We start from the raw sequence: 24,637 nt of genomic DNA, 5'->3' as shown, positions 1-24,637 counted from the left end.
TAAGTGTTATTAATTCTGAAGTCTATTCCCAACGATTTTCCGCCGCATCACCACCCCAGATAAGCGTAGCAAGGAATGGATTATCAATAAATGGATTTCGGTTACCCTGAGCCGCTTCAATCACGTCGTTACGCTGTAATTCGAAAGCTGAAACAGGATCTTCACGATTCCACTTCAGGAATAGGTCAAGATTTCCAACTTCATCAAAGGAGTCTCCGTAGCTAAGGTTCACATACATTACCATTCTGGCAACATCACCCTTCCATTCATCTCCAGGGTACCAGCTATCACCACCTACAAGCTTATATTCTCCACTACCATCAGTAAATGGGTAATTAAGCCTTTCAGAATTAATATTTACATCAGCAACTCTTAGCAAATGTAGGTCACTTACAGATTCTTCAGTATTTAGACGAGACTGAGGATAAATGTGTTCTGTATTAAAACTTTCGTCACCGTCAAGATCTCCTAACTGGAATTCATCATCTGGTCTAAGTTCACCTGAGTAAATTAGCACTACCATAGATGGATCATTGAGTGCAGCATCGGCATCATATAAGTAATCGTGACGATCTGTATAAGTAAGGCGGTTTGTATGTTGCGCGTTCGTAAAATCTGAAAGCTCTGAATACAACAGGTCTGGATCGATGGTAAAACTGGCGTCTGAATAATATGCCTTTAGATTATCAGGGACATTGAATTTTACCGCTTCTACTATATTTACCGTAACAGTAGCTGTAGAACAGCTTGCATCAGCATCATCATCACAAATAGTATACGTAAATGTATCCTCTCCCATAAAACCTGCTTGTGGAGTATAGGTTACTGTTCCATCGTTATTCAATACAATGGTCGCGTTACTTGCTGAATCATTTACGGAAGAAATCGTTGCATCATCGGTTAGATCATCATTATCCAGAAGTTTTGTAATCACTTCTTCGGAAGTACCAATTTCTATAACCACAGTGTCATCTAAAGCTACCGGTGAACCTTCATCCTCAACGGTCATGGTAACAGTGGCAGTAGAACAACTAGGTGTCTCATCATCGTCACACAAGGTATAAGTAAAAGTATCCTGACCAGAAAAACTGGATTCTGGCACATAAAGAATGCTTCCGTCGTCCTGAAGTGTTACACTGGCGTTACCACTCGTACTTTCTACTGCAGTAACTTCAGCATTATCCACCACCTGGTCATTATCAAGGTGATTGCTAATTGTATAGGTTTTACCTTCCTGGGTAGTATAACTATCATCGGCCGCTATTGGTTCCCCAGCGTCGCCAACGATGATGGTAACTACAGCGCTGGAACATCTATCGGAATCTCCAGGTACGCAGATGGTATAAGAAAATGTATCATTTCCCGTGAAATCATTAGCAGGCTCATAAGTATAAGTTTGATCACGATTATCTGTGATGGTTCCTCCTGCTTCAGTTTCGGCATCTATACTGGTGATGATCGCGTTATCCACAAGTTCATCGTTTTCCAGCAACATAGCTCTGTTGAAGGTATAGGTTTCATTTTGAACAGCAGAAAGTTCATCTGCCGTTGCTACTGGATTTTCTTCTTCAACTGGTGGCGTAGGGGTTGGTGTTGAATCATCATCACCTGAGCAACCCAACATGAGTGCCAACAAAAAGAGTCCGGTATATTTTTTCATAGTTTGTGTATTGTGGCTGCAAATATCTGACATTTTAAGTCAAAAAAAAACCTCTTACCGTGAAGATAAGAGGTTTATATAAATTGAGTTTAGAACCTACTGGTTAACTACCCACATTCCACCTTCTTTAATAAGGCTTAGGCTTTCTGTAGTATTCGATCCATTATAGATATCGAAAGTAAGTAAGTACTTCTGTCCTTCTTCAGCATTTGGAGCGATCTCATTAAGAAGCGCTTGCATAGCTAATAGTAGATTATCATCATTCCAGTAAGCACTGGCTCCCGGACGACGGTCAAAGTTACCGTAACGATCAATACTAGCAAGTTGTGTAGCAAGGTCAGTATTACCTGAAAGTGCATCAGCAATGATAGAGTAATCAGCAGAACTCAACATGTAGTTGATCGTGTTGTCTGGTACCCACATTCCATCTTCAAATCCAAACTGAAGTGCATCTGAAATAACGCTAGGAATAGCCATCCATTTACCATTTTCAAACGTAAAGTTAGCATACTCAGTCACAGTTGCTTCTCCGTTGTAGAAACGATATGCAACAGCTTTATATTCACCTTCTTCAGCGTAAGGAAATTCTCTTCCTAAGAAGATCGCTATTTTAGCAAGAGCTTCATCCTCGTCTCCGAAGTTGCTGAAACGCTGACCGAATTCTTCAGTATAAGAATTTTCAGGTAGCATGTAAGGCTCATCCCAATCTCCGTTGGTGTAGGCAAATACTTTAGTTTCTTCAATAGTTGAAACTGAAGCATCTTCATCGATAGTGACAGCACCACCGTCAAGGACAAGGTTTACCACTATCGTAGCAACAGAACCATTGTAAACTTTGTAAGTCAATACAAACTGATCACCATCCTGAGCTGCAGGAAATTCACTAGTAATTACGAAAGCAAAAGCTTCTAAAAGCATGTCTTCATTCCAGTAGTTATTGCTAGTCTCTCGTACATCAAAACTTCCAAACTGAGCAGCATTTCCAGCTGGTCCAGGATATGCAGTTGCGAATTCTTCACCAATAGCGTCATAGTCTTCACTAGAGATCTCGTAAGAAGTTCCACCAACAGCTACATACGTGTTTCCATCAAACTGAACAGTCATGCTCTCAGTTCCTGAGCTACCATCGTAGATAGCGTAAGTAACATTGTATTGCTGACCGGCGATATCTCCAAATTCTTCTGAAATGGCTACACCAAGAGCTTCCACGATCATATCGTCACTCCAGTATGCGTTTCTGTCAGATCTTCTATCGAAGTTACTGTATTGAGCAGCACTAGATGCAGGATCTGGATATACATCTCCAAGTTCGTCTCCAATTACATCAAAATCATCTGCAGAAAGCTCGTAAGCGATCTCTTCAGCAAGGATATTATAAGTAAGTCTAACATACTCTCCATTTTCAGCCTGTGGATATTTCGCTTCAAGGAAATCTGCCACCTCTCCCATTCCAGAGAAATAGTCTGTAGAAAGATCGATCATACCATAGTCTGAGCTAGATACTGAATAGTCCTGAACTCTAAGTGGATCGAATAGATCGAATCCTACATTAATAATTGAACCTGCACCATAAGTTGGATATAGGTCTGAAAGTAAAGTAGGAATCAAAGTTCTTGCATCTTCTACTGAACCGAAGTTTGGAAAGTTTTGTCCAAGTTCTTCATAATCATCTTCAGTAAGCACATAGTCTCTCTCAGCAACAGCAAGCTGGCTATCCAGGTCGTTGTCGATTTCATCATGAATGTCTTCCATTGGCTCACAGCTAGTTAAAGCCAGACCTACGAAAGCCATTAGTACATAAAATGTCTTTTTCATCGTGTTGTGTTTAGAAGTTAAGTTTAGCTCCTACAGTGTAAGTTCTTCCGAAACCGTACCATACAAGTGCAGTACGTGCGTTGTTCTGAAGACCATTCTGTGCATTAGCAATATATTCTGTATCTGTAATGTTATAAACGTTCGCATTCAAAGCAGCATCAAATCCAGCTACAGAGAAATCGTAAGAAAGACCTACATCAAGCGTTCCGAAATCTGGAAGTTTCCATGTCTCACCAGCATCAGGATTCGTACGGCTTACCGGATCAAAATCTGACCAGAAGTCACCAAAGTAGTTATAGTTTGCTCTTAATCTCATATCTGTCAAGAACTCATAGTCTACTCCAAGACCAGCAGTAGTTTGTGGCGTACCACCTACTTTAGTATCCTCGATGAAAAGGTTGATCTCATCAATAAGATTCTGCTCTTCGTCAAAGATCTGTACTCCTGTTACATCACTTTCCCATCTGTAGTCACCAAAAGAAGCGAAACCTGTGATAGAAAGTTCCTCGAAAGGACGGTATTCAAAATCAAGTTCAAGACCCTGGTGAACTGCATTTACACCCAAAATGTTTGCAACACCAAGAGAACCATCAGGATTGTTATAAGAGTAGATCAAAGATCTGTCTCTCCAGTTAGTTCTGTAAACGTTCACGTTTGCTCTCAACACAGAGCTTCTGTAAGTATATCCAAGTTCAGTACTAAAGATCTTTTGATTTTCAGCATCTGGGTTAAGGTCGTTTACGAAGTTTAAGAATACAGCATCAAAGAAAGGTGCTCTTTCAAAGTACCCGATGTTTGCGAATACACCACTAGTTCTGGTGAAGTTGTAGTTCGCCCCACCTTTGATCTGGTATCCAAAGAAGTTTGCGTAATCAGATTCCTGATTAGGATCTGAATCAAGGTTGTTGAAATAATCAACACGCTTGTAAGATGTGTTCGAAGCTGCAAGAGAAACGAAGATATCTAAATCATCTTTTGAATATTCTCCCTGAAGGAATCCACCTTCCCAAAGAACGATACCATCATTGTTGTAGCTAATCTTATCTCCAACCTTTGCAAGGTTTATAGGATTGTTCACGTTAGAATCATCAAAGTAGTACTGTCCACCTAGAAGATCTGTAACTTCCTGGAAGTGCTCTCCTTTGTAGTATCTTAAATCGATCCCTGCAAGAAGTTCGATATCATCTGTAAGATCTGTAGATAAAGTAGAAAGTGCACCATACCAGTTGTGGTCGTTTCTGGAAGCTCTTAAAATAGTTTCAGAACCATCAGCACCTCTTTCAATGTTCTCATCTACAATTAGATCAAGGTTTACCGGTTGCAGGTAACCATCTCTGTATTTAGAATCAAGACCAAACTTGTTAGTTCCGGCCCATCCACCACCTCCACCTGTCCCAAAGGAAGCGTAAAGTGCAGTAGATAATTCAGTATTCTCATTAATATCCCAGTAGTGGTTTAATGACATTTGTGGTTTGTGGTAGAAGTTATCTTCGATATGAGTAACCTGACCATTTAAATAACCCCAGTCTCCGTTAAATTTGATACCTCTTTCGCTTTCTCTGTAAGTTTCGATAGTGTATCTGTTTTGACGCTGACCGTGTCTTTGTGGCGCACCAAAAGCAGTAAAAGAAAGTTCGTGATCTTCACCAAATTCTTTTGCGATGTTTACGAAGTAGTTATACCCAATAAATTCAGTACCATCTACATAACCATCTCCAACTGTTCTCGAAGCAGATACTGTTGCAGCAAGTCCATTTTCAGACTTCCCTGTTGATACAGTAGCACCAAACTTAGTGTAGCCATCATTACCAGTTGCAGCGTAGATGCTACCACCTTTTTCAGCATCTGTAGTTTTAGTTACAACGTTTACCGTACCAGCGATAGATGGAACAGCAACTTTAGCAGCACCTAAACCTCTTTGAGTTTGCATAGTTCTTGTTACATCAGAAAGACCTGCCCAGTTACTCCAGTATACACGACCATTTTCCATATCGTTTACAGGAACACCATTAATCATTACTGCGATGTTTTCACCTTCAAAACCTCTCATACGAAGCTCTGCATCACCAAAACCACCACCGGCTTTGTTAGCATATACTCCAGGAGTAGATTTTAGCACTTCAGGAAATTCCTGGTTACCAATCTTGGTTTCGATCTCTGCAGCACTAATAGTTGAAACAGCTACTGGTGTTTTTCTGTCGATAGCAAGTGAGAAACTTGTTACAACGATCTCATCCAATGCGTTATCATCTGCACCCAGAACGATCTGTCCTAGATCCTGAGTGTCGCCAGTAACATTGAATTTCACTTCCTTAGAAGTGTAACCTACGAAGGTAATTTTAATAGTACCTTCAGATTCTGCAACATTCAAAGTGAAGTTCCCGTCGAAATCTGTCATTGTACCATTGTTAGTACCAACTACCATTACATTAGCTCCTGGAAGTGGACCTGATGTTTGGGAATCCATTACCACACCGGTAACAGTTCCTTGAGCAAAAATCGTAGCAGATGTTAAGAACATCGCTAAGAGTAATAATTTCCTCATTTTTTTTGTGTGTTTGAGTTTGTTTAAAATTCGATGCAAAAGAAAACTAATTGTTCTTCTCTAACATTATCTCAATGTTAAAATATTTAACGTACAGAAGTTTAACATTTCAACAAATTTCGCCGCAATATACTGCTAATTAGAGGAAAACAAAATATTATGTTAAATGGAATGATTCAAAATAAGCCCTAACAGTGTTAAAGACGTTAAATAGGGCAATAATGAGCATAGAATATTTGGTAAAAATCAATTTTGCTGCTCAAAAACATCAAAAATTATTGAATTTGTAATGGGGCATTTTTGATCTCTACACTATTAAAGAGCGAATTGCATCATTCCAGCAACCTCAGATCAATTTCTTCGGAAGGGATTTCAGGTTTTTTTAAATAGAAAAAGCCTGAAGTTCCAGACTTCAGGCTTTCATATTATATGTAATTATTCAAACTATTTAGTTCATGTAAAACTTCAACAGATTCTGTGTAGAGGAATCGTGACCTTCAGAATTATTAGATTTAAAATCTGAAAGAATTTTATTCGCCAGTTGTTTTCCTAATTCAACTCCCCATTGGTCATAACTAAAAATATTCCAGATCACGCCCTGTACAAATATCTTATGTTCATACATGGCAATAAGTTTCCCCAGACTTTCCGGAGTTAGTTTTTGAACCAATAAGGTATTCGTTGGATTATTACCTTCAAATACTTTAAATGATTTGATCCTGTCTATTTCTTCCTGGCTAAACCTCATAGAACGCAACTCCTCTTCCACTACTTCTTCCCTTTTACCATTAAGAAGAGCTTCAGTTTGAGCAAAATAGTTCGCCATCAATTTATCGTGATGCCCCTGATCTCCAAACAAACTTTCTTTAAAGCCAATAAAATCTGCAGGAATAAGCTTGGTTCCCTGGTGGATTAACTGGAAAAAAGCATGTTGTGAATTCGTTCCTGGTTCTCCCCAGATGATTGTTCCGGTCTGGTAATTTACTTTCTCACCATTACGGTCCACACTTTTCCCATTACTTTCCATGATGGCCTGTTGGAGATACGATGGAAATTTATCCAAATATTGAGAATAAGGTATCACCGCTTCACTTTCAGCGCCAAAGAAATTATTATACCAGATACTTATTAGTGCTAGTTGAACAGGAATATTCTTCTCAAAATCGGTATTTCTGAAATGATCATCCATTTTACGGGCACCTTCCAAAAGAGATTCAAAATTATTGTATCCAATTCCAAGTGCTACTGAAAGACCTACAGCGCTCCATAAAGAAAATCTACCTCCAACCCAATCCCACATCGGGAAAATATTGTCAGGATCAATTCCGAAGCTTTCTACTTTATTTAGATTGGTAGAAACTGCTACAAAATGCTTGGAAACTTCCTTTTCAGGAGCCTTTTTTAGAAACCATTCTCGAACCGTAGTAGCATTGCTTATTGTTTCCATGGTCGTGAAAGTTTTTGAAACTATCACGAAAAGGGTGGTTTCAGGATTTAGATCCTGAATGGTATCATGTACATGATCTCCATCTACATTAGATATAAAATGTAAATTCAGATGATTCTGGTAGAATTTCAGGCTATCAGCAACCATTACCGGTCCAAGATCAGATCCTCCAATTCCTATATTTACGATATCAGTAAATTTCTTCCCGGTAAAACCTTTGCGTTTTCCTTCGATCACCTCATCAGTAAAAGTTCTTATCTTTTCTTTGACTTCCTGCACTTCAGGAATTACATTTTCACCATGCACCTGGACATTTGCGGTTTTTGAAGCTCTTAAAGCAGTATGTAAAACCGGTCTTCCTTCTGTCTGGTTGATGGCATCACCCTGAAAATATGCATCCATTGCTTCCTTCAAACCACATTCAACAGCAAGCTTATTCAGTAATTTCCCGGTAGTTTCATTCATTCGGTTCTTACTGTAATCAAGATAAAAATCCTCCCATTTAATGGTGAATTTATCAGCTCTTTCTTCATCGTTATTGAACATATTCTTCATATGTTCAACCTGGATCTCTTTATAATGATCTTCTAATTCCTTCCAGGCTTTGGTAGTGGTTGGATTTATATTTTTCATTTAGATACTTTTATACGGAATTTGATCCAGCTCTGCCCGAATCGATTCAATATGATTTAAATAATCGTCTTTTAGATTGTCTGTGATATGCTCGGCTGAAGGCAGATTCTGGCGGAATGGATCCACCTGTTTGCCATTTACCCAGAATCGATAACATACATGTGGCCCTGTTGCAAGTCCTGTACTTCCCACATAACCTATCACATCGCCTTGCTTAACACTTTGCCCGTTTCTAACTGCACGCTTACTCATGTGAAGATATTGGGTAGTATATTTTCCATTATGTCTCACTTTCACATAATTCCCGTTTCCGGAGGTATAGCCTGAAGCGATCACCGTCCCATTAGCCGTACTTACGATCGGCGTTCCATGTGGTGCAGCATAATCTGTTCCCAGGTGAGCTTTCCATCTTTTCTGAACCGGATGAAAACGTCTTTTTGTAAACCTTGAAGAGATCCTGGAATAATTTAGTGGAGCTTTCAGAAAAAAACTTTGCAATGCTTTAGCTTCCTCGTCATAAAAACTAGGCTGACCAGAAACGCTATCGGTCATATAACTAAAAGCATAATACGGCCTGTCTGAATGTTTAAAAACCGCGGCATCCACCTTTTCAATTCCAGCGAAAATAGTATCGTCAATATACTTCTCCTGGTAAACCATTTTGAACTGGTCTCCCTTCTGAAGTTTAAAGAAATCAATACTCCACTGATAAATATTTGAAAGTTCGTAAACCAGAAGATTACTCAAGCCCTGAGCCTGCATTGCTTCTGAAAGGGAAGAAGTGATCACTCCACTTACTTCTCTTTGCTTTATAGTTACCGGTCTTTTTTTCTTTGCAGCATAGATACTATCCCCAATAGAGACTACCGTATAGTTGATCTTATCATTTTCATAAATGAAATATTGCGGAGTTTTAGCCGAATCTTTTGCTCTCAGGATCATGTATTTCTTACCGGCAGTGATCCTCGCAGGGTTAAAGGTATCCTTTACTTTTTCTGAAACTTCAAAGACCTTTCCATGATCCACGCCATTTTGATCCATGATGTAACCAAAACTATCACCAGACCTTATGGTATCCCTAATGACCTCAAAATCATTCAGGATAAAACCATACTGTTTCTCGATCTTAGGAATTTTTTTGGTCTCGACCTCATTTACGGCCTGTTCTTTCTCATCGTCATTGCAGGCAGTCATTGCCAGCATTAGCATTACTAATAAGCCTAATTTCTTCAAGTTTTTATGCTTTTTGTTTTTCAGTATTAAATGTGTGGTTCACCCATTGCTTCCCCCAGTCGTTCAGTTCTTCCTGACTCCATAATTCTGGAAAGAAAGAAACTCTTTGAAAACTTGGCGGTAGAAATTTCTTCCAGTTTGTTCCTCCGGTCGCTTTTATAGTTTCATCTTTCTTGCTCAAATATCGGTAAGCAGCACCCATATGCATAAGCAACCAGTTAATATTTACATTAACATCAAAGTTTCGAAGAGCCTGTTGTAGATCTTCATTTTGACGATCATCTTCATGCATGGCCTGGTAACGCTGATATATAGTGTTTCCGTATACATCTTTTGCAATTCTTAGAAATCGAGGAGTATATCTTTTTTCAAATTGCTTAAGCGTAAGAGTTTTCTCGCCGGTTTCCAGATCTATACCTCCTTTTTTCCAGTAGATATTCTCAAAAAGTTCTTCGGAAGAGTTTTCTACTGTAAATTCATCTCTTAAATTAAAATCGACAAGATTTTCCAATGGAGTTGAATATAGTTCGATCATCCTGAACTGAGCCGATTGGAATCCACTGGCAGGTAGTAAAGCCATTCTGAATTTCAGAAACTGTTCCCTTTCCATTCCCTTGATCATTACATCAAAGGAGTCGATAAGTATTCTGAAATACCTATTCATCCTATTTAGCTTTTCAACAAAATAGGCAGATGTTAGCGTTGTGGTTTCTATGATCTGTTTTTGCTCGTGAATGATGAGCTTAAAATATAATTCAGTGATCTGGTGATAAGTGATAAAGATCATCTCATCTGGAAAGTGCGTATTGGTTTTCTGTAAACTTAATAATGTATCTACACTAATATAATCCCAGTAAGAAAGATATCGGTCATAAAGCAGACCATCCAGATAAGACCCCATATCCTGTCCCGAATTTTTGAACTTTTCTTCAAGCTTTCCAATTCGTTCCGCGATTTCGGGTTTTATCTCCATATCTAATCCATTAGTATACTAAATTGATGCTTTAGACCTTTGTAAGCTTCAAGATCGGCATCCAAAGACCCTACGGCCAGGTTTGCTTCAATTTTTACCGGAATTTTGTTTTTATCATCACTAATCCAGAAAGTAAGACTTTCTTTCTCCTTAAATACCCGTCCGGCCAGTACATAAGGTCTGAATTTAAGGGTTGCAACTTTACCAAACTTGGTTTTAATCGTATCACGCCCCAGGAAAACAAGCTTAAAATCGAGGTTTTCGTCATCGATGAACATATTCAAACGCATCTCATCACCTGGCTCTAACTCGTCGTTTTTAATTTGGTTGCGAATATAGTAAAATGATGATAACATATCGTGTACATTATGAGGCACAGAATATGATTTTTTCTCATTGTTCTTTCGATTGAGAACATGGGCTTTCTTATCATTATGATCAAAGTCGATCACCAGGTCCTTGGTATAACCGCCTTCATCAATATTACGCACGAAACGATAAGGTTTGCCAGTTCGCTTATCAATATAGGTCTGGTAATCATCATCCACTTTAAAGAACAAGCCTAATAATCCTGTAGATCTACCACGTCCTTTAATATGATAAACCGGCTTATTCTGAAATTTGGTTTCATCTACCTCCAGTGTAGCATAACTGGCATTAAATAATCCATAATGAATTCTAAATTTAAACCACTCACCTTCGTCAAATGCATCTTGTGAAAACATATTTCCCGTGGTAAACACTAAAAAAAGAAAGGTAATTGTAATATAATTTCTCATAGGTTTAATTGTCTAAGTAATAGAATTTTCAGGCGTATGGATGGATTACAATTACTATTCCAAAAGTATTAAAACAAAAAACCCCATCAAATTAATGATGGGGAATTTTGTCTTATTAACCAACTAAAACTTAAATTATGAAAAAAAATTCAATTCTGGTAACCACTCCAGAAATGCGGTGCAAAAGTCTCATATTTCTCCCTTACCCACAATTCTTAAATAAACTTTAACTAAACGTTTACCAAATTGTCATTTATTTCATTTTTACACTTAAGTTTCAGCAGATATTTAATCTTAATTTAATGTACCTCGCAAATCCTGTTCTCTTTCAATTGCCTCGAACAGAGCTTTGAAGTTTCCTTTTCCGAAGGATTGAGCACCTTTTCTCTGGATGATCTCGAAGAACATCGTTGGTCTGTCCAGAACTGGTTTTGTAAAGATCTGTAACAAATAGCCCTCATCATCGCGATCTACCAGCACTCCAAGTTCTCTTAACGGCTCCAGATCCTCATCGATCTCACCAACGCGTTCCAGCAGATCATCATAGTAAGTTTCAGGAACATATAAAAACTCCACGCCTCTATCTCTTAATGCTGTAACTGTTTCGATAATGTTATCTGTAGCTAAAGCTATATGCTGCACTCCGGCTCCATTATAAAAATCGATATATTCCTCGATCTGTGATTTCTTTTTTCCTTCCGCAGGCTCATTTATTGGAAATTTGATTCTACCATTCCCATTGCTCATCACCTTGCTCATAAGCGCGGTATAGTCAGTCGAGATATCTTTATCATCAAATGATACCAACTGGGCGAAGCCCATTACTTTTCCGTAGAATTCCACCCATTTGTCCATTTCATTCCAGCCTACATTTCCAACCATATGGTCGATAAACTGCAAACCTGTATCTGGCACCTGCGTTTTGGTATTGTAAACTCTGTAACCTGGTAAAAATGGTCCGCTATAGTCTTTTCTTTCTACAAAAAGGTGAATGGTTTCTCCATAAGTATGTATTCCAGAGATCACAGCCTTACCATTTTCATCTTCCATTACATATGGCTCTACATAAGATTTCGCTCCTCTTTTTGTAGTTTCCTCGTAACTCTTTCTCGCATCGTCCACCCAAAGTGCTACAAACTTTACTCCGTCTCCATGCTTATCTATATGCGCATTGATATCACCTTCCGGCTGCAATGGTGAAGTAAGAACAACTCTAATTTTACCCTGTTGCATTACATAGGAAACGCTGTCTTTACGACCAGTTTCCAAACCTGAATAAGCGATTGGCTGGAAACCCCATGCGTGTTGGTAATAATAGGCCGCCTGCTTGGCATTTCCTACGTATAGTTCTACAAAGTCTGTTCCCAGGATTGGCAGAAAGTCTTCTGCTTCAGGAACTACTTTTTCTAAATTTAATGATGTGCTATCTTTTGACATTGTTGTTATTTTAAAGGATGTAAATATGATATAAACTTGAAATCAAATTTCAAAATATTACCACATCGCTCTATCCTGTGCTGATAAATCTTCTTTCATCTCTTAATGCTCTCCATCTAACCAGGACCTGTAATAGGTCTCATCGGCAATTTTCATCGCTTCTTCGGTAAGTTTTAACGGCTTGAAGGTATCTACCATTACAGCCAACTCTTCAGTTTCTACCTGCCCTATACTTCTTTCTACTGCTCCAGGATGCGGCCCGTGAGGAATTCCCGCTGGGTGCAAGGATATATGACCTGCTTCAATATCGTTTCTGCTCATAAAATCACCATCAACATAATAGAGCACCTCATCACTATCAATATTACTATGACTGTAAGGCGCCGGAATGCTCTCCGGGTGATAATCATATTTACGCGGACAAAAACTACAAACCACAAAAGCATCGGTTTCAAAAGTTTGATGTACCGGTGGCGGCTGGTGAATTCTTCCGGTTATTGGCTCAAAATCGTGAATGGAGAACGCGTACGGATAATTGTAGCCGTCGTACCCAACCACATCAAAAGGATGTGTCGCGTAGACCATATCGAAAATTTCTCCCTGCTTCTTGATCTTGATTAGAAAGTCCCCTTCTTCATCATTGGTTTCCAGTTCATGTGGCTGGCGTAAGTCTCTTTCACAAAACGGAGAATGTTCCAGCAGTTGCCCGAACCAGTTCCTATATCGTTTTGGAGTATAGATCGGTCTACGGGATTCAACGATAAAAAGCCTGTTGTTCTCATCATCAAAATCCATCTTATAGATCGTACCTCTTGGGATCAGTAAATAATCTCCGTATTTAAAATCTATGTTTCCAAGATGAGTTCTTAGCTTACCAGATCCTTTGTGCACGAATATCAATTCGTCTGCATCAGAGTTTTTGTAGAAATAATCTTCCGTAGAACCTTGAGGAGAGGCGAGAATAATATCACAGTCTGCATTGGTCAAAACCGCTTTTCTACTTTGCAGATAATCTGGATGCGGAGTGATCTGGAAACCTTTTAAACGGTATGATTTCAGGTTATTTTCGATCGCAACCTTCGGTCGTACATCGTAACTTCCTTTAATTTCTTTTACCTGGGTTGGGCGATGTTCGTGATACAGATTGGAAGACATCCCGTCGAAACCAATCGTTCCAAAAAGCTGCTCATAATAAAGACTTCCATCAGGTTTTCTGAAAATCGTATGGCGCTTGTGAGGGATCTTGCCGAGTTTATGATAAAAAGGCATGTGCTTATATTTTAAAATCGATCAAAAATGAATTCACTTATTGAAAGATTGTTATTATTTCCAGTATTTATTTCGATTTACACAAATATCAAGAAAATTTACCGAAACAATCTTAAATCTAGTGTAAAAACCGGTTACGAAATCGATAAAGTAATTATAGAAAATTCGTCGCTTAAAACCAGAATCCCAGGCTAAAAAACCAGTAACTTTCTTTGGTTTCAGGTGAATAGGAATATTTTGCTTCCAGTGGCCCCATAAATGTTTCAATTCCGTAACCAATTCCGTAGCCATTATAATCCGGCATGCTCAACCAGTTTCCGGTGGTGTACAGATTATCTTCCACATTGGCAATATTGGCGCTGGCGATAATATGGTTCTTTCTGAAAAGCTCATAGTCGAACTCCAGTTGCGCTTTTATATAACTATCTGCGGAAAGGCTTAAAAAATCATAACCCAGGAAAGGTTTGAAATTATTGATAAAATCATTCCCGTAACCACCCAGAAAGAAATCCAGCACCTGGCTCTCATCGTTCCCTATCTTAAAACCGGTACCTGTACTTATTCGCGTCGTGAATTTGGGAAAAGGCTGGATAGCATAACCTAAACTTCCCTTTGCGATCGAGAACTCCGAAAAATCATTATTATAATCTGAAGAATACAGGTAAATATGAAAGTCTCCATCAAAACGAACTCCTTTGGTAGGGAAATATTTATTGTCGTATGAATCGAATTTCACGTAACCAAAGGCACCGGCATAGTGGTCATTCGCGAGAACCAGTTCCTGACTTTGGTTGATCGCATCGTTAAACGTATTACTGCTATACTTCAAATATTTGTGTTCCAGTCCTACACCTATTGAAAATACCTGCTGAAATAGTGACTCCACATAGATCTGATTGGTGAAATCTCTCACCGTAACTTCCAGCTCTCTTATATCCTGAAATTCACTAAGACCTTCAGTATCCCTGATCCCGTCTAAGAGTAAGCCTTTATCAAAGGTGTTGTAACGAGAATTTATTCCGAAGCTCCAGTAAAAACCCTTATCCAGGTAATAGTTAAAATTGTAACGCAGGTTATCCCCCACGATAAGGTCCAGAGAAGCCACATCATTAGTAAATAGTAAACTCTTACGGGTAAGATTCACCAGTGCCCCACTTTTATAAAGTTCATCATAATGCAATCCCAGTCGCAACAGCATTTTGTTTTCACTTTCCTCGATCTGCATGGCAAGTATATAATTGCCATTTTCATCCTCGGGTATTAGCTGGTAATTAATTCGCTCAAAGTTACCGGTCGCAGAAAGGTTGTTAATTCCAATATTCAGATCCTCGAAGTTGTAAGTTTCTTCGTAATCAAGTTTTAATTTACCCTGCACATAAGCTCTGGGATAGGTGTTATTTCCTTCTACTGAAAGTGCACTAATATTAAAACTATCGATCTTTGTAACCGGTTTCCGAATTAATAAGCTACCATCTGGATCACTAAGCAACTTGAGTTCCTCCAGCATATTGTTTGCGGCCACAGCTCCTGAATCTATGATCGCCTTTCCTTTGTCAAACGCCATGACCGAGAAAGAATTTACATTCGGTTTAATGTAAATATCGGTTTTTGGAGCTTTCTCCTTCATATCATTGATCGTGCGAAAATTTGAGATCTGACTCATAATTTCGAACACACTTCGTAATTTATCTCTTTTGACAAGACTATCCTGCACATCCACCCCAATGATCACCTCAGCACCACGACGCCTTAATTCTTCGATCGGGTAATTATTAGCAACCCCGCCGTCTGTGAGCAATTGTCCGTCAATTTTTATGGGACTTAGAAGTGTTGGAATCGCGCCACTGGCTGAAATTGCTTTGGCCAGTGATCCACTATCCAGAATCACTTCGTCCCCGGTTTCTACATTGGCCGCAATACAGAAAAACGGGATGGGTAATTCACTAAAATCTTCCACATCGCTTACATGAATGGTAAGTCTGGAAAGTAAATTGTAAATATTCTGACCTTTAAAAAGTCCGCTGGGAAATGAAATATCAAAATTGTCAAAAGGTAGCGTGATCGCATATTTTTCTGAATCTTCCTTTTCATAGAAAGTTTTAGCCCGCCTTGGCAGGTTATCCTGAATTAGAATATCAAATTGCGTGGTTCTAAAAATAGAATCAAGTTCACTGGCAGAATAGCCGGAAGCGTAGAGTCCGCCAATAATTGCTCCCATACTGGTACCTCCAATATAATCGATCTTGATGCCTTGCTCTTCAAGGGTTTTTAGCACACCTATATGGGCAAGACCTTTGGCACCACCTCCGCTTAATACCAATCCAACCTTTGGCCTATCCTCTTCCTGGCAAATTGCTCCAAAGGAAATAAGTAGACTAAGGATGAAAAGATATTTACGCATTCTCTTTATGATAAAATTGATAAACGATGGTCGCCCGGGAAGCCCCGATCACGTCTGCAAGTTCCTTTTCGCTTGCCTCCTTCACTCTTTTAAGAGATCTGAAATTCTTCAGGAGTTCGATGACTGTTTTTTCGCCAATTCCAGCAATAGACTCAAGTTCGGTATTTAACGCGGTTTTACTTCTTTTATTCCGGTGAAAAGTAATTCCGAAGCGATGCGCCTCATTTCGCAACTGCTGAATGATCTTTAAAGATTCAGATTTTTTGTCCAGATATAAAGGTATGGAATCACCGGGATAGTAGATCTCTTCCAGTCGTTTTGCGATCCCTATGATAGCGATCTTTCCGCGTAGACCTAAGGTATCCAGTGCCTTCACACCGCTGGAAAGCTGTCCTTTTCCTCCATCTACGATTATTAATTGTGGAAGTGGTTCATCTTCATTAAGTAATCTTCGATAACGTCTAAAAACCACTTCTTCCATAGAAGCAAAATCGTCTGGTCCTTCTACGGTTTTGATATTGAATTTTCGATAATCCTTCTTGCTAGGTTTTCCATCCTTGAATACCACGCAGGCGGCGACCGGATTGGTTCCCTGTATATTAGAGTTATCGAAACATTCTATATGTCGAGGTTCCTCGTTAAGTCTAAGATCTTCTTTCATTTGCGCCATGATACGATTCACATGACGGTCTGGATCTATGATCTTCATTTGCTTAAATCGTTCCTGCCTGAAATATTTCGCATTTCGCTGGGACAACTCTACGATCTTCTTTTTATCGCCCAGTTTTGGAACCGTGATCTTCAGGTCTTCACCAACATCGACCTTAAAAGGCACATAGATCTCTGTAGATTTCGAGCTGAAGCGCTGCCTGATCTCCACAATGGCCAGTTCCAGCAATTCCAGGTCGCTTTCGTCCAGCTTCTTTTTCATCTCGATGGTATGGGAGCGTATGATCGCACCGTGAGATAACTGCAGAAAATTCACATAGCCATAACCCTCATCACTTACTACGGAAAAAACATCTACATTATTAATTCGTGGATTTACCACGGTAGACTTGGATTGATAGTTCTCCAGGACATCGATCTTGATCTTGATACGCTGAGCATCTTCAAATTCCATATTCTCAGCATGCTCTTTCATTTGATTTCGAAAACGCTGAAGGGAATCCTTGAAATTACCTTTTACGATCTGGCGAATCGCTTCAATATTTCGATTATATTCTTCTTCAGGCTGCAATGCTTCACAGGGTCCTTCACAATTACCAAGATGATATTCCAGGCAGACCTTATATTTCTCATTCCGAATCTTTTCTTCGGAAAGATCATAATTACAGGTTCTTAACTTGTATAATCCTTTGATTAGATCGAGTAGTGTGTTTACTGTTTTAAAGCTGGTAAAAGGCCCATAATATTCGCTTCCATCACGAACCAGTTTTCTGGTGGGAAAAACTCGTGGAAACCGCTCATTTTTAATACAGATCCAGGGATAAGTTTTGTCATCCTTCAACATCACATTAAACCTGGGCTGATGTTTCTTGATCAAGTTATTTTCCAGAAGCAATGCATCGGTTTCTGAAGCAACCACGATATGTTTTATTTCATGGATCTTCTTGACCATGACTCCAATTCGATGGCTATCATGTCTCTTGGTGAAATAAGAAGTCACCCTTTTCTTCAAATTTTTGGCTTTCCCCACGTATAGGATCCTTCCATTCTTATCAAAATATTGATAAACACCCGGGCTATTGGGCAAGGTTTTTAATTGTACGTCAAGAGCTGGCTTTTCCATTACCTCAAAAATAAACATTAAAATAAGCTCACTAAACCTTTTTTGGCTTCCGAAGTAAATTTTAAGAATATCGCTCTACGTATCAAAATATTGCATAATCTTTCGTTTACTTTGCACAGCTCCCAGACTTAGGGCATTTTAGTATATTGCATTATGGAGAAGATTGTGATCGGAAGATTTGACAAGGCAGATTTTCCTGCTTTACACCTCAACGACATCGCCATTAAAATTGATACAGGAGCTTACAGTTCCTCGATACATTGCGAGAATATCAAAGAAGTTGATGATGAACTGCATTGTACCTTTCTGGACGCTGAGCATCCTTTATATAATGGCAAAGCTTTTATTTTTAAAGATTACGACATTGTATTTGTAAGAAGTAGTAATGGGATCATCCAGAAACGATATCTGGTGCGTACCAATATTAGACTCTTCGGAAAAGTATTTAAAATATCCTTATCGCTTTCAGACAGACAGGAAATGCGATATCCGGTATTAATTGGAAGAAAGTTTTTAACCAAAAAATTTATAGTGGACACCGAGCTTGTCGATGTCTCGTTTAACCTGAAGTAATATGAAGATTAGAATATTATCCAGAAATCCCCGACTCTATTCTACAAGCCGACTGGTAGAAGCCGCTAAAAAGCGCAACCACGAGGTAGAAGTGATCGATCCTACAAAGTGTGACCTGGTTATAGAAAAGAAGAAACCAAGTATCTACTACAAAAACCATTTTCTGGATGATACTGATGCGGTAATTCCAAGAATTGGAGCTTCGGTAACTTTTTACGGTACTGCCGTAGTAAGACAATTTGAAATGATGGGAACATTTACCACGACTGAATCTCAGGCACTGGTAAGAAGCAGGGACAAATTAAGAAGCTTACAGATATTATCCAGAGCAAGACTTGGTTTACCTAAAACTGTGTTTACCAACTATTCGAAAGATGTGACTGAAATTCTGGATCATGTTGGTGGTGCCCCGGTGATCATCAAATTACTGGAAGGTACTCAGGGACTGGGAGTCGTACTGGCAGAAACTCAAAATGCTGCAGAATCTGTAATTGAAGCCTTTAACGGGCTACAGGCAAGAGTAATCGTACAGGAATTCATCAAAGAAGCTGGTGGAGCAGATATCCGGGCTTTTGTGGTAGATGGACAGGTTGTAGGTGCGATGAAAAGACAGGGAAAAGAAGGTGAGTTTAGATCGAATCTTCACCGTGGAGGATCAGCATCCATCATTCAACTAACAGATGAAGAGGAAAACGCAGCTATCAAAGCCGCGAAAGCAATGGCTCTTGGTGTAGCAGGTGTGGATATGCTGCAAAGTAGTCGTGGTCCTCTTATACTTGAAGTGAACAGCTCTCCTGGTCTGGAAGGGATTGAAGCAGCAACCGGAAAGGATATTGCCAAAACGATCATTAGATATATTGAACGAAACGTCTAACATATGCCGCGAATAGACAAGAACAATGTTCTTGAGATCCTGGGAGAAAAAGTACTGCCGGGTAAAAGAGCGACCATAAATTTTAATATGGCCAAGCTATACACTACCACTTCGGTGGAGGTGCCGGTCATTATTGAACGTTCCAAAAAACCGGGTCCAGTTGTGCTTCTAACTGCTGGAATTCATGGTGACGAGATCAATGGTGTTGAGATCGTAAGGCAGATCATTTCAAAAGGTATTAACAAACCTAAAGTGGGTACCGTAATTTGCATCCCGATCGTCAACATCTTCGGCTTTTTAAATATGGCACGTGAGTTTCCTGATGGACGTGATCTTAATCGAGTATTCCCCGGAACAAAAAATGGGTCGCTGGCGAGTAGATTTGCCTATCAATTCGTAAAAAAAATACTACCAATAGCAGATTTTTGCCTGGACTTCCATACCGGAGGTGCTGCCAGGTTCAATGCACCACAAATACGGGTTAAAAAAGGCGACGAACAAAGTATTAAATATGCCAAGATCTTCAACGCTCCTTTTACCATACATTCCAAAACCATCACAAAATCCTACCGGGAAACCTGTTCTAAATTAGGCATTCCCGTTTTGTTATTTGAAGGTGGAAAATCCCTGGATTCCAATAAAGATGTAGCGAAAGTAGGTGTAGACGGCGCCATACGTATTCTTAGTCATCTGGAAATGCTGAATGATAAATTTGAATATCCAGAGGTAAAAAGAGATACTGTTCTTATCGAGAATAGTTCCTGGTTACGGGCAAAATATAGTGGACTTCTACATGTTAAGATCCCATGTGGGAAACATGTTGAAAAAGGTGAGTATATCGCTACTATTACAGATCCCTACGGCAAGTTTAGCCATAAGATCAAAAGCAATAGTGAAGGTTACGTGATTAATATTAATGAATCCCCGATCGTATATCAGGGTGATGCCATTTTTCACATATCCATGCAATCAAAAGTGCTTTTTGATGAAGAAGTCTGAAATCAGGAAGAAATTTAAGCTTTTACGCGGTCAGCTTGCTCAGGATGATATCGAGAGCATGAGCATAGATATTGCGAATAGATGTCTTGAACTGAGCATCTGGGATGCACGATATTTTCATATTTTCCTGAGTATTGCTGAACAAAAGGAAGTAAATACAGAGTATTTGCTACATGTATTGCAGGGCAAAGACAAAGAGATCATTATTCCCAAGTCTGATTTCGAAACTGGTGAGATGATTAATTACTTACTAACCGATCAAACCAGGATTGTTAAGAATCAATGGAATATTCCAGAACCGGTAGATGGAATCCAGATTGCTGCACAACAACTGGACGCTGTATTTATTCCTCTTCTGGCACTGGACAAAAGCGGACACAGAGTTGGCTACGGAAAAGGTTTTTACGATCGGTTTTTAAGTCGCTGCAAGAAAGACATCATTAAAATTGGAGTTTCCTTCTATGGCCCCGTAGAAGAGATCAGTGATGTGTACACCAGTGACATTCCACTGGACTATTGCGTTACCCCAAACAGGATCTACGATTTCAGGAAAAAATAATTTTTGCTACAACTAGCTTAAAAATGTACATTTAACATTGCCAAAAGACCCTAATGCTTAGCGACCTTCAGTTAAACAGCATACTTCAGGATTTCGATATCGCCTATTGGAAGATCAATCTCTTTTCCAAGCAGATTAGCTGGTCAGACCATTTTGGTAATCTTGTGGGTGATCCTAAGATGGAAGAAGATCGTTTTGAATTTTTTATCAATCATATTCTACATCCCGATTATCGTTACGATTTCAGAATCCATTTTGAAAAACTTATCGCTGCTGATGAAACCTTCAAATTTGAGATCAAGCTGAAACTTGGGAATGGAAAGTATCGCTGGTTTGAATGCAAGAATCTAAAAAGCAAGGATAATTCCTTCAGGGAAACAGCGGTACTCCTTTTTGTAAATATCCACCAGACCAAGCGGGACCAGTACACGATCGAAGAAAATTTCTTCTACTATCGCGAGACTGCAGAAATGACCTCTACCGGAGGCTGGTATGTAGACACGATCAATAAGAATATTTACTGGGATGACGTAACTAAGAAAATTCTCGATTGCCCCCGGGATTTTCAACCTGCATATGAAAAGCGGGAAACCTTCTATGCTGAAGAACATCATAACAGAATGAAATCTGCCTTTGATAAATGTGAAAACTTCGGGATTCCTTTTAAACTGGAATTGAAAATGATCTCCTTTCAGAATAGAGAATATTGGGTGCGACTGACAGGAAAACCGGTATACGACGACGATCAGCAAGTGATTGGAATAAGAGGAGTTTTACAGAACATCGATGAAAACAAAAACAATGAACTGAATCTTCAGAATTCCCTGGACATCATCGCTTCGCAAAACTCCCGTCTCTTCAACTTTGCACACATCGTATCACATCATTTAAGATCCCATAGCAGTAATTTAAGTCTTATTGTGGAATTGTTACGAGAGGCTAAAACAGATAGAGATAAACTGGATCTACTGGCCAATGTGGATGATGTGGCTGGCAACCTGGATTCCGCGATTTCAAGACTGAATAATATTGTTAGTGTTCAAAGTTCGCTAAAGAAAGAAAGAGTCAAAATTAAATTTGAAGAGGCTCTGGAGATCGTTCTGGCATCGATATCATCACTCATTAATCGGGAAAATGCAAAAATCGTCGCTGAGTTTCAGGATTTGAAAGAAATTAGCTATATACCTGAGTATCTTGAAAGTATTTTATTAAATTTAATCACGAATGCGATTAGATACAAACAACCTGGACGTAAACCGGTCATTTTTATCCAGACATATATTGAGAACGAAAAAGAATTTCTCGAGATAAGTGACAATGGAATGGGGATCGATCTTGACGAATATGGTGATAAAATGTTTGGAATGTACCGAACCTTTCATCAAACCAGTCAGGAAGCCAAAGGTATTGGTTTATTCATTACCAAAAACCAGGTAGAAGCTCTGGGGGGAGCCATATCTGTGAGTAGTACCCTAGACATAGGGACTACGTTTAAAATAAAATTCTAGATCTATACAATGGGGCAGAAAGTAGAACTAGCGTGTATCATCGATGATGATAAGATATACGTGAACTTGGTTAAAAAGATCATAGAGATCAAAAAATTGTCAGAGAATCTTCTTATTTATAAGAATGGCAAGGAAGCACTGGACTATTTCAAGAACTCCATGTCTTCTACCCATGAGGATTTGCTACCGGATATTATATTCCTGGATCTTAATATGCCCGTAATGGATGGCTGGGAGTTCTTAAATGAATTTCTGAAGATTAAGAACAACCTGAATAAAAAGATCACTCTTTATGTGGTTAGCTCTTCGATAGATCCTCGGGATCTGGAGAGGGTGAAATCATTTAATATGGTTACAGATTATCTAATAAAACCTATCGAACTTAAAAAGTTCGAAAAGATCTTCGATAAAACTGCTGCCTGATCTTATTCCTCTTCCTTCGGAAATGCCTTCTTATTAAATATTAAAAGCAAAGCTACACCAACGCTAATTGCAGAATCTGCTATATTGAATACGGGTTCAAAGAATGTGAAGTACTCTCCACCCCAGAATGGGATCCAACCTGGCAAATAACCTTTCCACAAAGGGAAATAAAGCATGTCTACCACCTTCCCGTAGAAAATTGAGCTATAGCCACCGGCTTCAGGTAAAAAACTTGCTACATGACCGTAGCTATCGTCAAAGATGATTCCGTAGAAAACAGAATCAATGATATTTCCAAAGGCGCCGGCAAAGATAAGCGCGATAGAAACGATCAATACTCTAGAACCTTTCTTTCTAACTGCATCCCATAACCAGTATCCAATTCCAACTATAGCAGCCAGTCTGAAAAGGGTCAGGGCAAGCTTGCCATATTCTCCGGGAATCTTGGTTCCCCAGGCCATTCCTTCGTTCTCTACGAAAAGAATACTAAACCAGTCGAAAACTTCGATCTCTTCACCCAGTGCAAAATGTGTTTTGATATAAAATTTAGAGATCTGATCTATTAATAAGATCAGGAAAATGATGATTCCGGCTTTTTTAAGCGACATGGTTTATTTTTAATTGAAACGCACCAAAAATACTAATATTATTTAGTTTTTAGCACCAATATATTGCCGTCTATAGACTTAAGTTTTATAGGGTTTCTACCTACCAAATGTTCCGGGATCTCTACCGTTCCATTCCTGCTTCTAGCCTCTACAAGACCGTAGGCTGTTTCAACCCGAATATTACCATCATAAGTATTAATGGTAGCATTTCCGGAGAAGTCCCTTAAATCGCAATAGCCATCTTTCAGGTTCACTGTTAGCTGGCTGAAGGCACCAGATGTAATTAAAGAAGCAATATTGGAATCTACAGAAATTTCATGATCCTTTGGAACCTCCAGTTCCAGCTCTAAAGAAAAGACCTTATGTGCACTCAATTTATCAAAGCCTCCGGTAAGTTCCTGGGGATAGCTTGTTTTTATGCTCAAATTACCATCATCGACTTTCGTTTGAACCAGTATCTGATTAAAGTATTCACCTTCAGAATGAGTAAAGAGCCTGATCCTGTCTGTATTCGTGGCAGTAATAGTAATTCTGAAGACTTCGTTGGTAAGTATATCGATGGATTCTATTCCAGCAGCATTAAAAATTTCACGGGTATCCCGCTGGGCATGAAGAGACATGCTGAAACAAAAAAACCACAGCAAGCAAAACTTCTTCAACATCTTCCTTCAGTAAAAATAAGTACGTCCGGAACATTTTACGTTCCGGACGTTGATTTGATCAGTTTAGCGCTGTAAATTTTTAGCTTCAATGCTTAAGGTTGCATGTGGTACTAAAAGCAATCTTTCCTTAGCGATCAGCTTTCCAGTCACTCTGCAAATACCATAGGTTTTATTTTCGATCCTGTTAAGTGCATTCTTGAGATCACGGATAAACTTCTCCTGGCGAATAGCTAGCTGAGAGTTCGCCTCCTTGCTCATAGTTTCACTTCCTTCTTCAAAAGCTTTGAATGTTGGGGAGGTATCATCTGTACCATTATTTCCATCATTCTTATAAGCAGATTGATAATTAGACAACTGCTCCTGAGCTTTCTCAATCTTTGATCTGATCAAAGCCTTGAACTCGGCTAGATCTGCATCGCTGTAGCGTTCTTTTACATCTGTAGACAT

General features: G+C 39.2%; 20 protein-coding genes. 6 read left to right on the top strand and 14 right to left on the bottom strand.

What is annotated here, in order from left to right; all coding sequences use genetic code 11:
• Positions 1-22: 22 nt before the first annotated feature.
• The 11 genes from ACNKXS_RS05275 to uvrC all read right to left on the bottom strand — a co-directional run bounded on the left by ACNKXS_RS05275 (position 23) and on the right by uvrC (position 17,984).
• The gene (locus tag ACNKXS_RS05275) at positions 23-1,660 is read right to left on the bottom strand and encodes an Ig-like domain-containing protein (protein ID WP_417919938.1); all 1,638 of its coding nucleotides are present in this window, start codon (positions 1,658-1,660) and stop codon (positions 23-25) included.
• 96 nt (positions 1,661-1,756) lie between these two features.
• The gene (locus tag ACNKXS_RS05270) at positions 1,757-3,475 is read right to left on the bottom strand and encodes a hypothetical protein (protein ID WP_417919937.1); all 1,719 of its coding nucleotides are present in this window, start codon (positions 3,473-3,475) and stop codon (positions 1,757-1,759) included.
• Between the two features lie 10 nt (positions 3,476-3,485).
• On the bottom strand, positions 3,486-6,020 hold the full coding sequence (locus ACNKXS_RS05265) for a TonB-dependent receptor (RefSeq protein ID WP_417919936.1): 2,535 nt from the start codon (positions 6,018-6,020) through the stop codon (positions 3,486-3,488).
• Between the two features lie 448 nt (positions 6,021-6,468).
• Positions 6,469-8,100, bottom strand: coding sequence for a glucose-6-phosphate isomerase (gene pgi, locus ACNKXS_RS05260; protein ID WP_417919935.1), 1,632 nt, complete (start codon positions 8,098-8,100; stop codon positions 6,469-6,471).
• Positions 8,101-9,333, bottom strand: coding sequence for a peptidoglycan DD-metalloendopeptidase family protein (locus ACNKXS_RS05255; protein ID WP_417919934.1), 1,233 nt, complete (start codon positions 9,331-9,333; stop codon positions 8,101-8,103).
• A 4-nt stretch (positions 9,334-9,337) separates the two neighbouring features.
• Positions 9,338-10,306 carry a tryptophan 2,3-dioxygenase family protein gene (locus ACNKXS_RS05250; protein ID WP_417919933.1) on the bottom strand — a complete coding sequence of 323 codons (969 nt, stop codon included), beginning with the start codon at positions 10,304-10,306 and terminating at the stop codon, positions 9,338-9,340.
• Between the two features lie 2 nt (positions 10,307-10,308).
• Positions 10,309-11,085 (bottom strand): DUF3108 domain-containing protein, encoded by a 777-nt coding sequence (locus ACNKXS_RS05245; protein ID WP_417919932.1) that lies wholly within the window; start codon positions 11,083-11,085, stop codon positions 10,309-10,311.
• A 294-nt stretch (positions 11,086-11,379) separates the two neighbouring features.
• Positions 11,380-12,522, bottom strand: a complete 1,143-nt coding sequence (gene hppD, locus ACNKXS_RS05240; RefSeq protein WP_417919931.1) for a 4-hydroxyphenylpyruvate dioxygenase — start codon at positions 12,520-12,522, stop codon at positions 11,380-11,382.
• A 102-nt stretch (positions 12,523-12,624) separates the two neighbouring features.
• Positions 12,625-13,791 (bottom strand): homogentisate 1,2-dioxygenase, encoded by a 1,167-nt coding sequence (locus ACNKXS_RS05235; protein WP_295178409.1) that lies wholly within the window; start codon positions 13,789-13,791, stop codon positions 12,625-12,627.
• A 172-nt stretch (positions 13,792-13,963) separates the two neighbouring features.
• A complete protein-coding gene (locus ACNKXS_RS05230; RefSeq protein ID WP_417919930.1) occupies positions 13,964-16,192 on the bottom strand; it encodes a patatin-like phospholipase family protein in 2,229 nt (742 codons plus the stop codon).
• Positions 16,185-17,984, bottom strand: coding sequence for an excinuclease ABC subunit UvrC (gene uvrC / locus ACNKXS_RS05225; RefSeq protein WP_417919929.1), 1,800 nt, complete (start codon positions 17,982-17,984; stop codon positions 16,185-16,187). Before uvrC ends, ACNKXS_RS05230 begins: the two co-directional genes overlap by 8 nt.
• Positions 17,985-18,137: 153 nt before the next feature.
• Between uvrC and ACNKXS_RS05220 the strand changes: the two genes are divergently transcribed.
• Genes ACNKXS_RS05220 through ACNKXS_RS05195 form a run of 6 tightly spaced genes read left to right on the top strand, consistent with a single transcriptional unit; the run spans position 18,138 to position 22,920 of the window.
• Positions 18,138-18,557: an ATP-dependent zinc protease family protein gene (locus ACNKXS_RS05220; protein ID WP_417919928.1), complete on the top strand. Its 420-nt coding sequence runs from the start codon at positions 18,138-18,140 to the stop codon at positions 18,555-18,557.
• A 1-nt stretch (position 18,558) separates the two neighbouring features.
• Positions 18,559-19,431: a 30S ribosomal protein S6--L-glutamate ligase gene (gene rimK, locus ACNKXS_RS05215; RefSeq protein ID WP_295178420.1), complete on the top strand. Its 873-nt coding sequence runs from the start codon at positions 18,559-18,561 to the stop codon at positions 19,429-19,431.
• Positions 19,432-19,434: 3 nt separating this feature from the next.
• Positions 19,435-20,430, top strand: coding sequence for a succinylglutamate desuccinylase/aspartoacylase family protein (locus ACNKXS_RS05210; protein WP_298246817.1), 996 nt, complete (start codon positions 19,435-19,437; stop codon positions 20,428-20,430).
• Positions 20,417-20,989: a 5-formyltetrahydrofolate cyclo-ligase gene (locus ACNKXS_RS05205; RefSeq protein WP_417919927.1), complete on the top strand. Its 573-nt coding sequence runs from the start codon at positions 20,417-20,419 to the stop codon at positions 20,987-20,989. The genes ACNKXS_RS05210 and ACNKXS_RS05205 overlap by 14 nt, the downstream gene beginning before the upstream one ends.
• Positions 20,990-21,042: 53 nt before the next feature.
• A complete protein-coding gene (locus tag ACNKXS_RS05200; protein ID WP_417919926.1) occupies positions 21,043-22,497 on the top strand; it encodes a PAS domain-containing sensor histidine kinase in 1,455 nt (484 codons plus the stop codon).
• A gap of 9 nt (positions 22,498-22,506) precedes the next feature.
• The gene (locus tag ACNKXS_RS05195; RefSeq protein ID WP_417919925.1) at positions 22,507-22,920 is read left to right on the top strand and encodes a response regulator; all 414 of its coding nucleotides are present in this window, start codon (positions 22,507-22,509) and stop codon (positions 22,918-22,920) included.
• Positions 22,921-22,922: 2 nt separating this feature from the next.
• On the opposite strand, the gene ACNKXS_RS05190 is transcribed toward ACNKXS_RS05195, so the two are convergent.
• The 3 genes from ACNKXS_RS05190 to ACNKXS_RS05180 form a co-directional block, all read right to left on the bottom strand.
• Positions 22,923-23,528 carry a lipoprotein signal peptidase gene (locus tag ACNKXS_RS05190; protein ID WP_417919924.1) on the bottom strand — a complete coding sequence of 202 codons (606 nt, stop codon included), beginning with the start codon at positions 23,526-23,528 and terminating at the stop codon, positions 22,923-22,925.
• A gap of 38 nt (positions 23,529-23,566) precedes the next feature.
• The gene (locus ACNKXS_RS05185; protein ID WP_417919923.1) at positions 23,567-24,172 is read right to left on the bottom strand and encodes a DUF4097 family beta strand repeat-containing protein; all 606 of its coding nucleotides are present in this window, start codon (positions 24,170-24,172) and stop codon (positions 23,567-23,569) included.
• 81 nt (positions 24,173-24,253) lie between these two features.
• Positions 24,254-24,637 (bottom strand): TraR/DksA family transcriptional regulator, encoded by a 384-nt coding sequence (locus ACNKXS_RS05180; RefSeq protein ID WP_141876528.1) that lies wholly within the window; start codon positions 24,635-24,637, stop codon positions 24,254-24,256.

This window comes from Christiangramia marina, assembly GCF_048285865.1.
Classification (GTDB): Bacteria; Bacteroidota; Bacteroidia; order Flavobacteriales; family Flavobacteriaceae; genus Christiangramia; species Christiangramia marina.
This window is presented reverse-complemented; position numbering and strand designations above follow the sequence as displayed.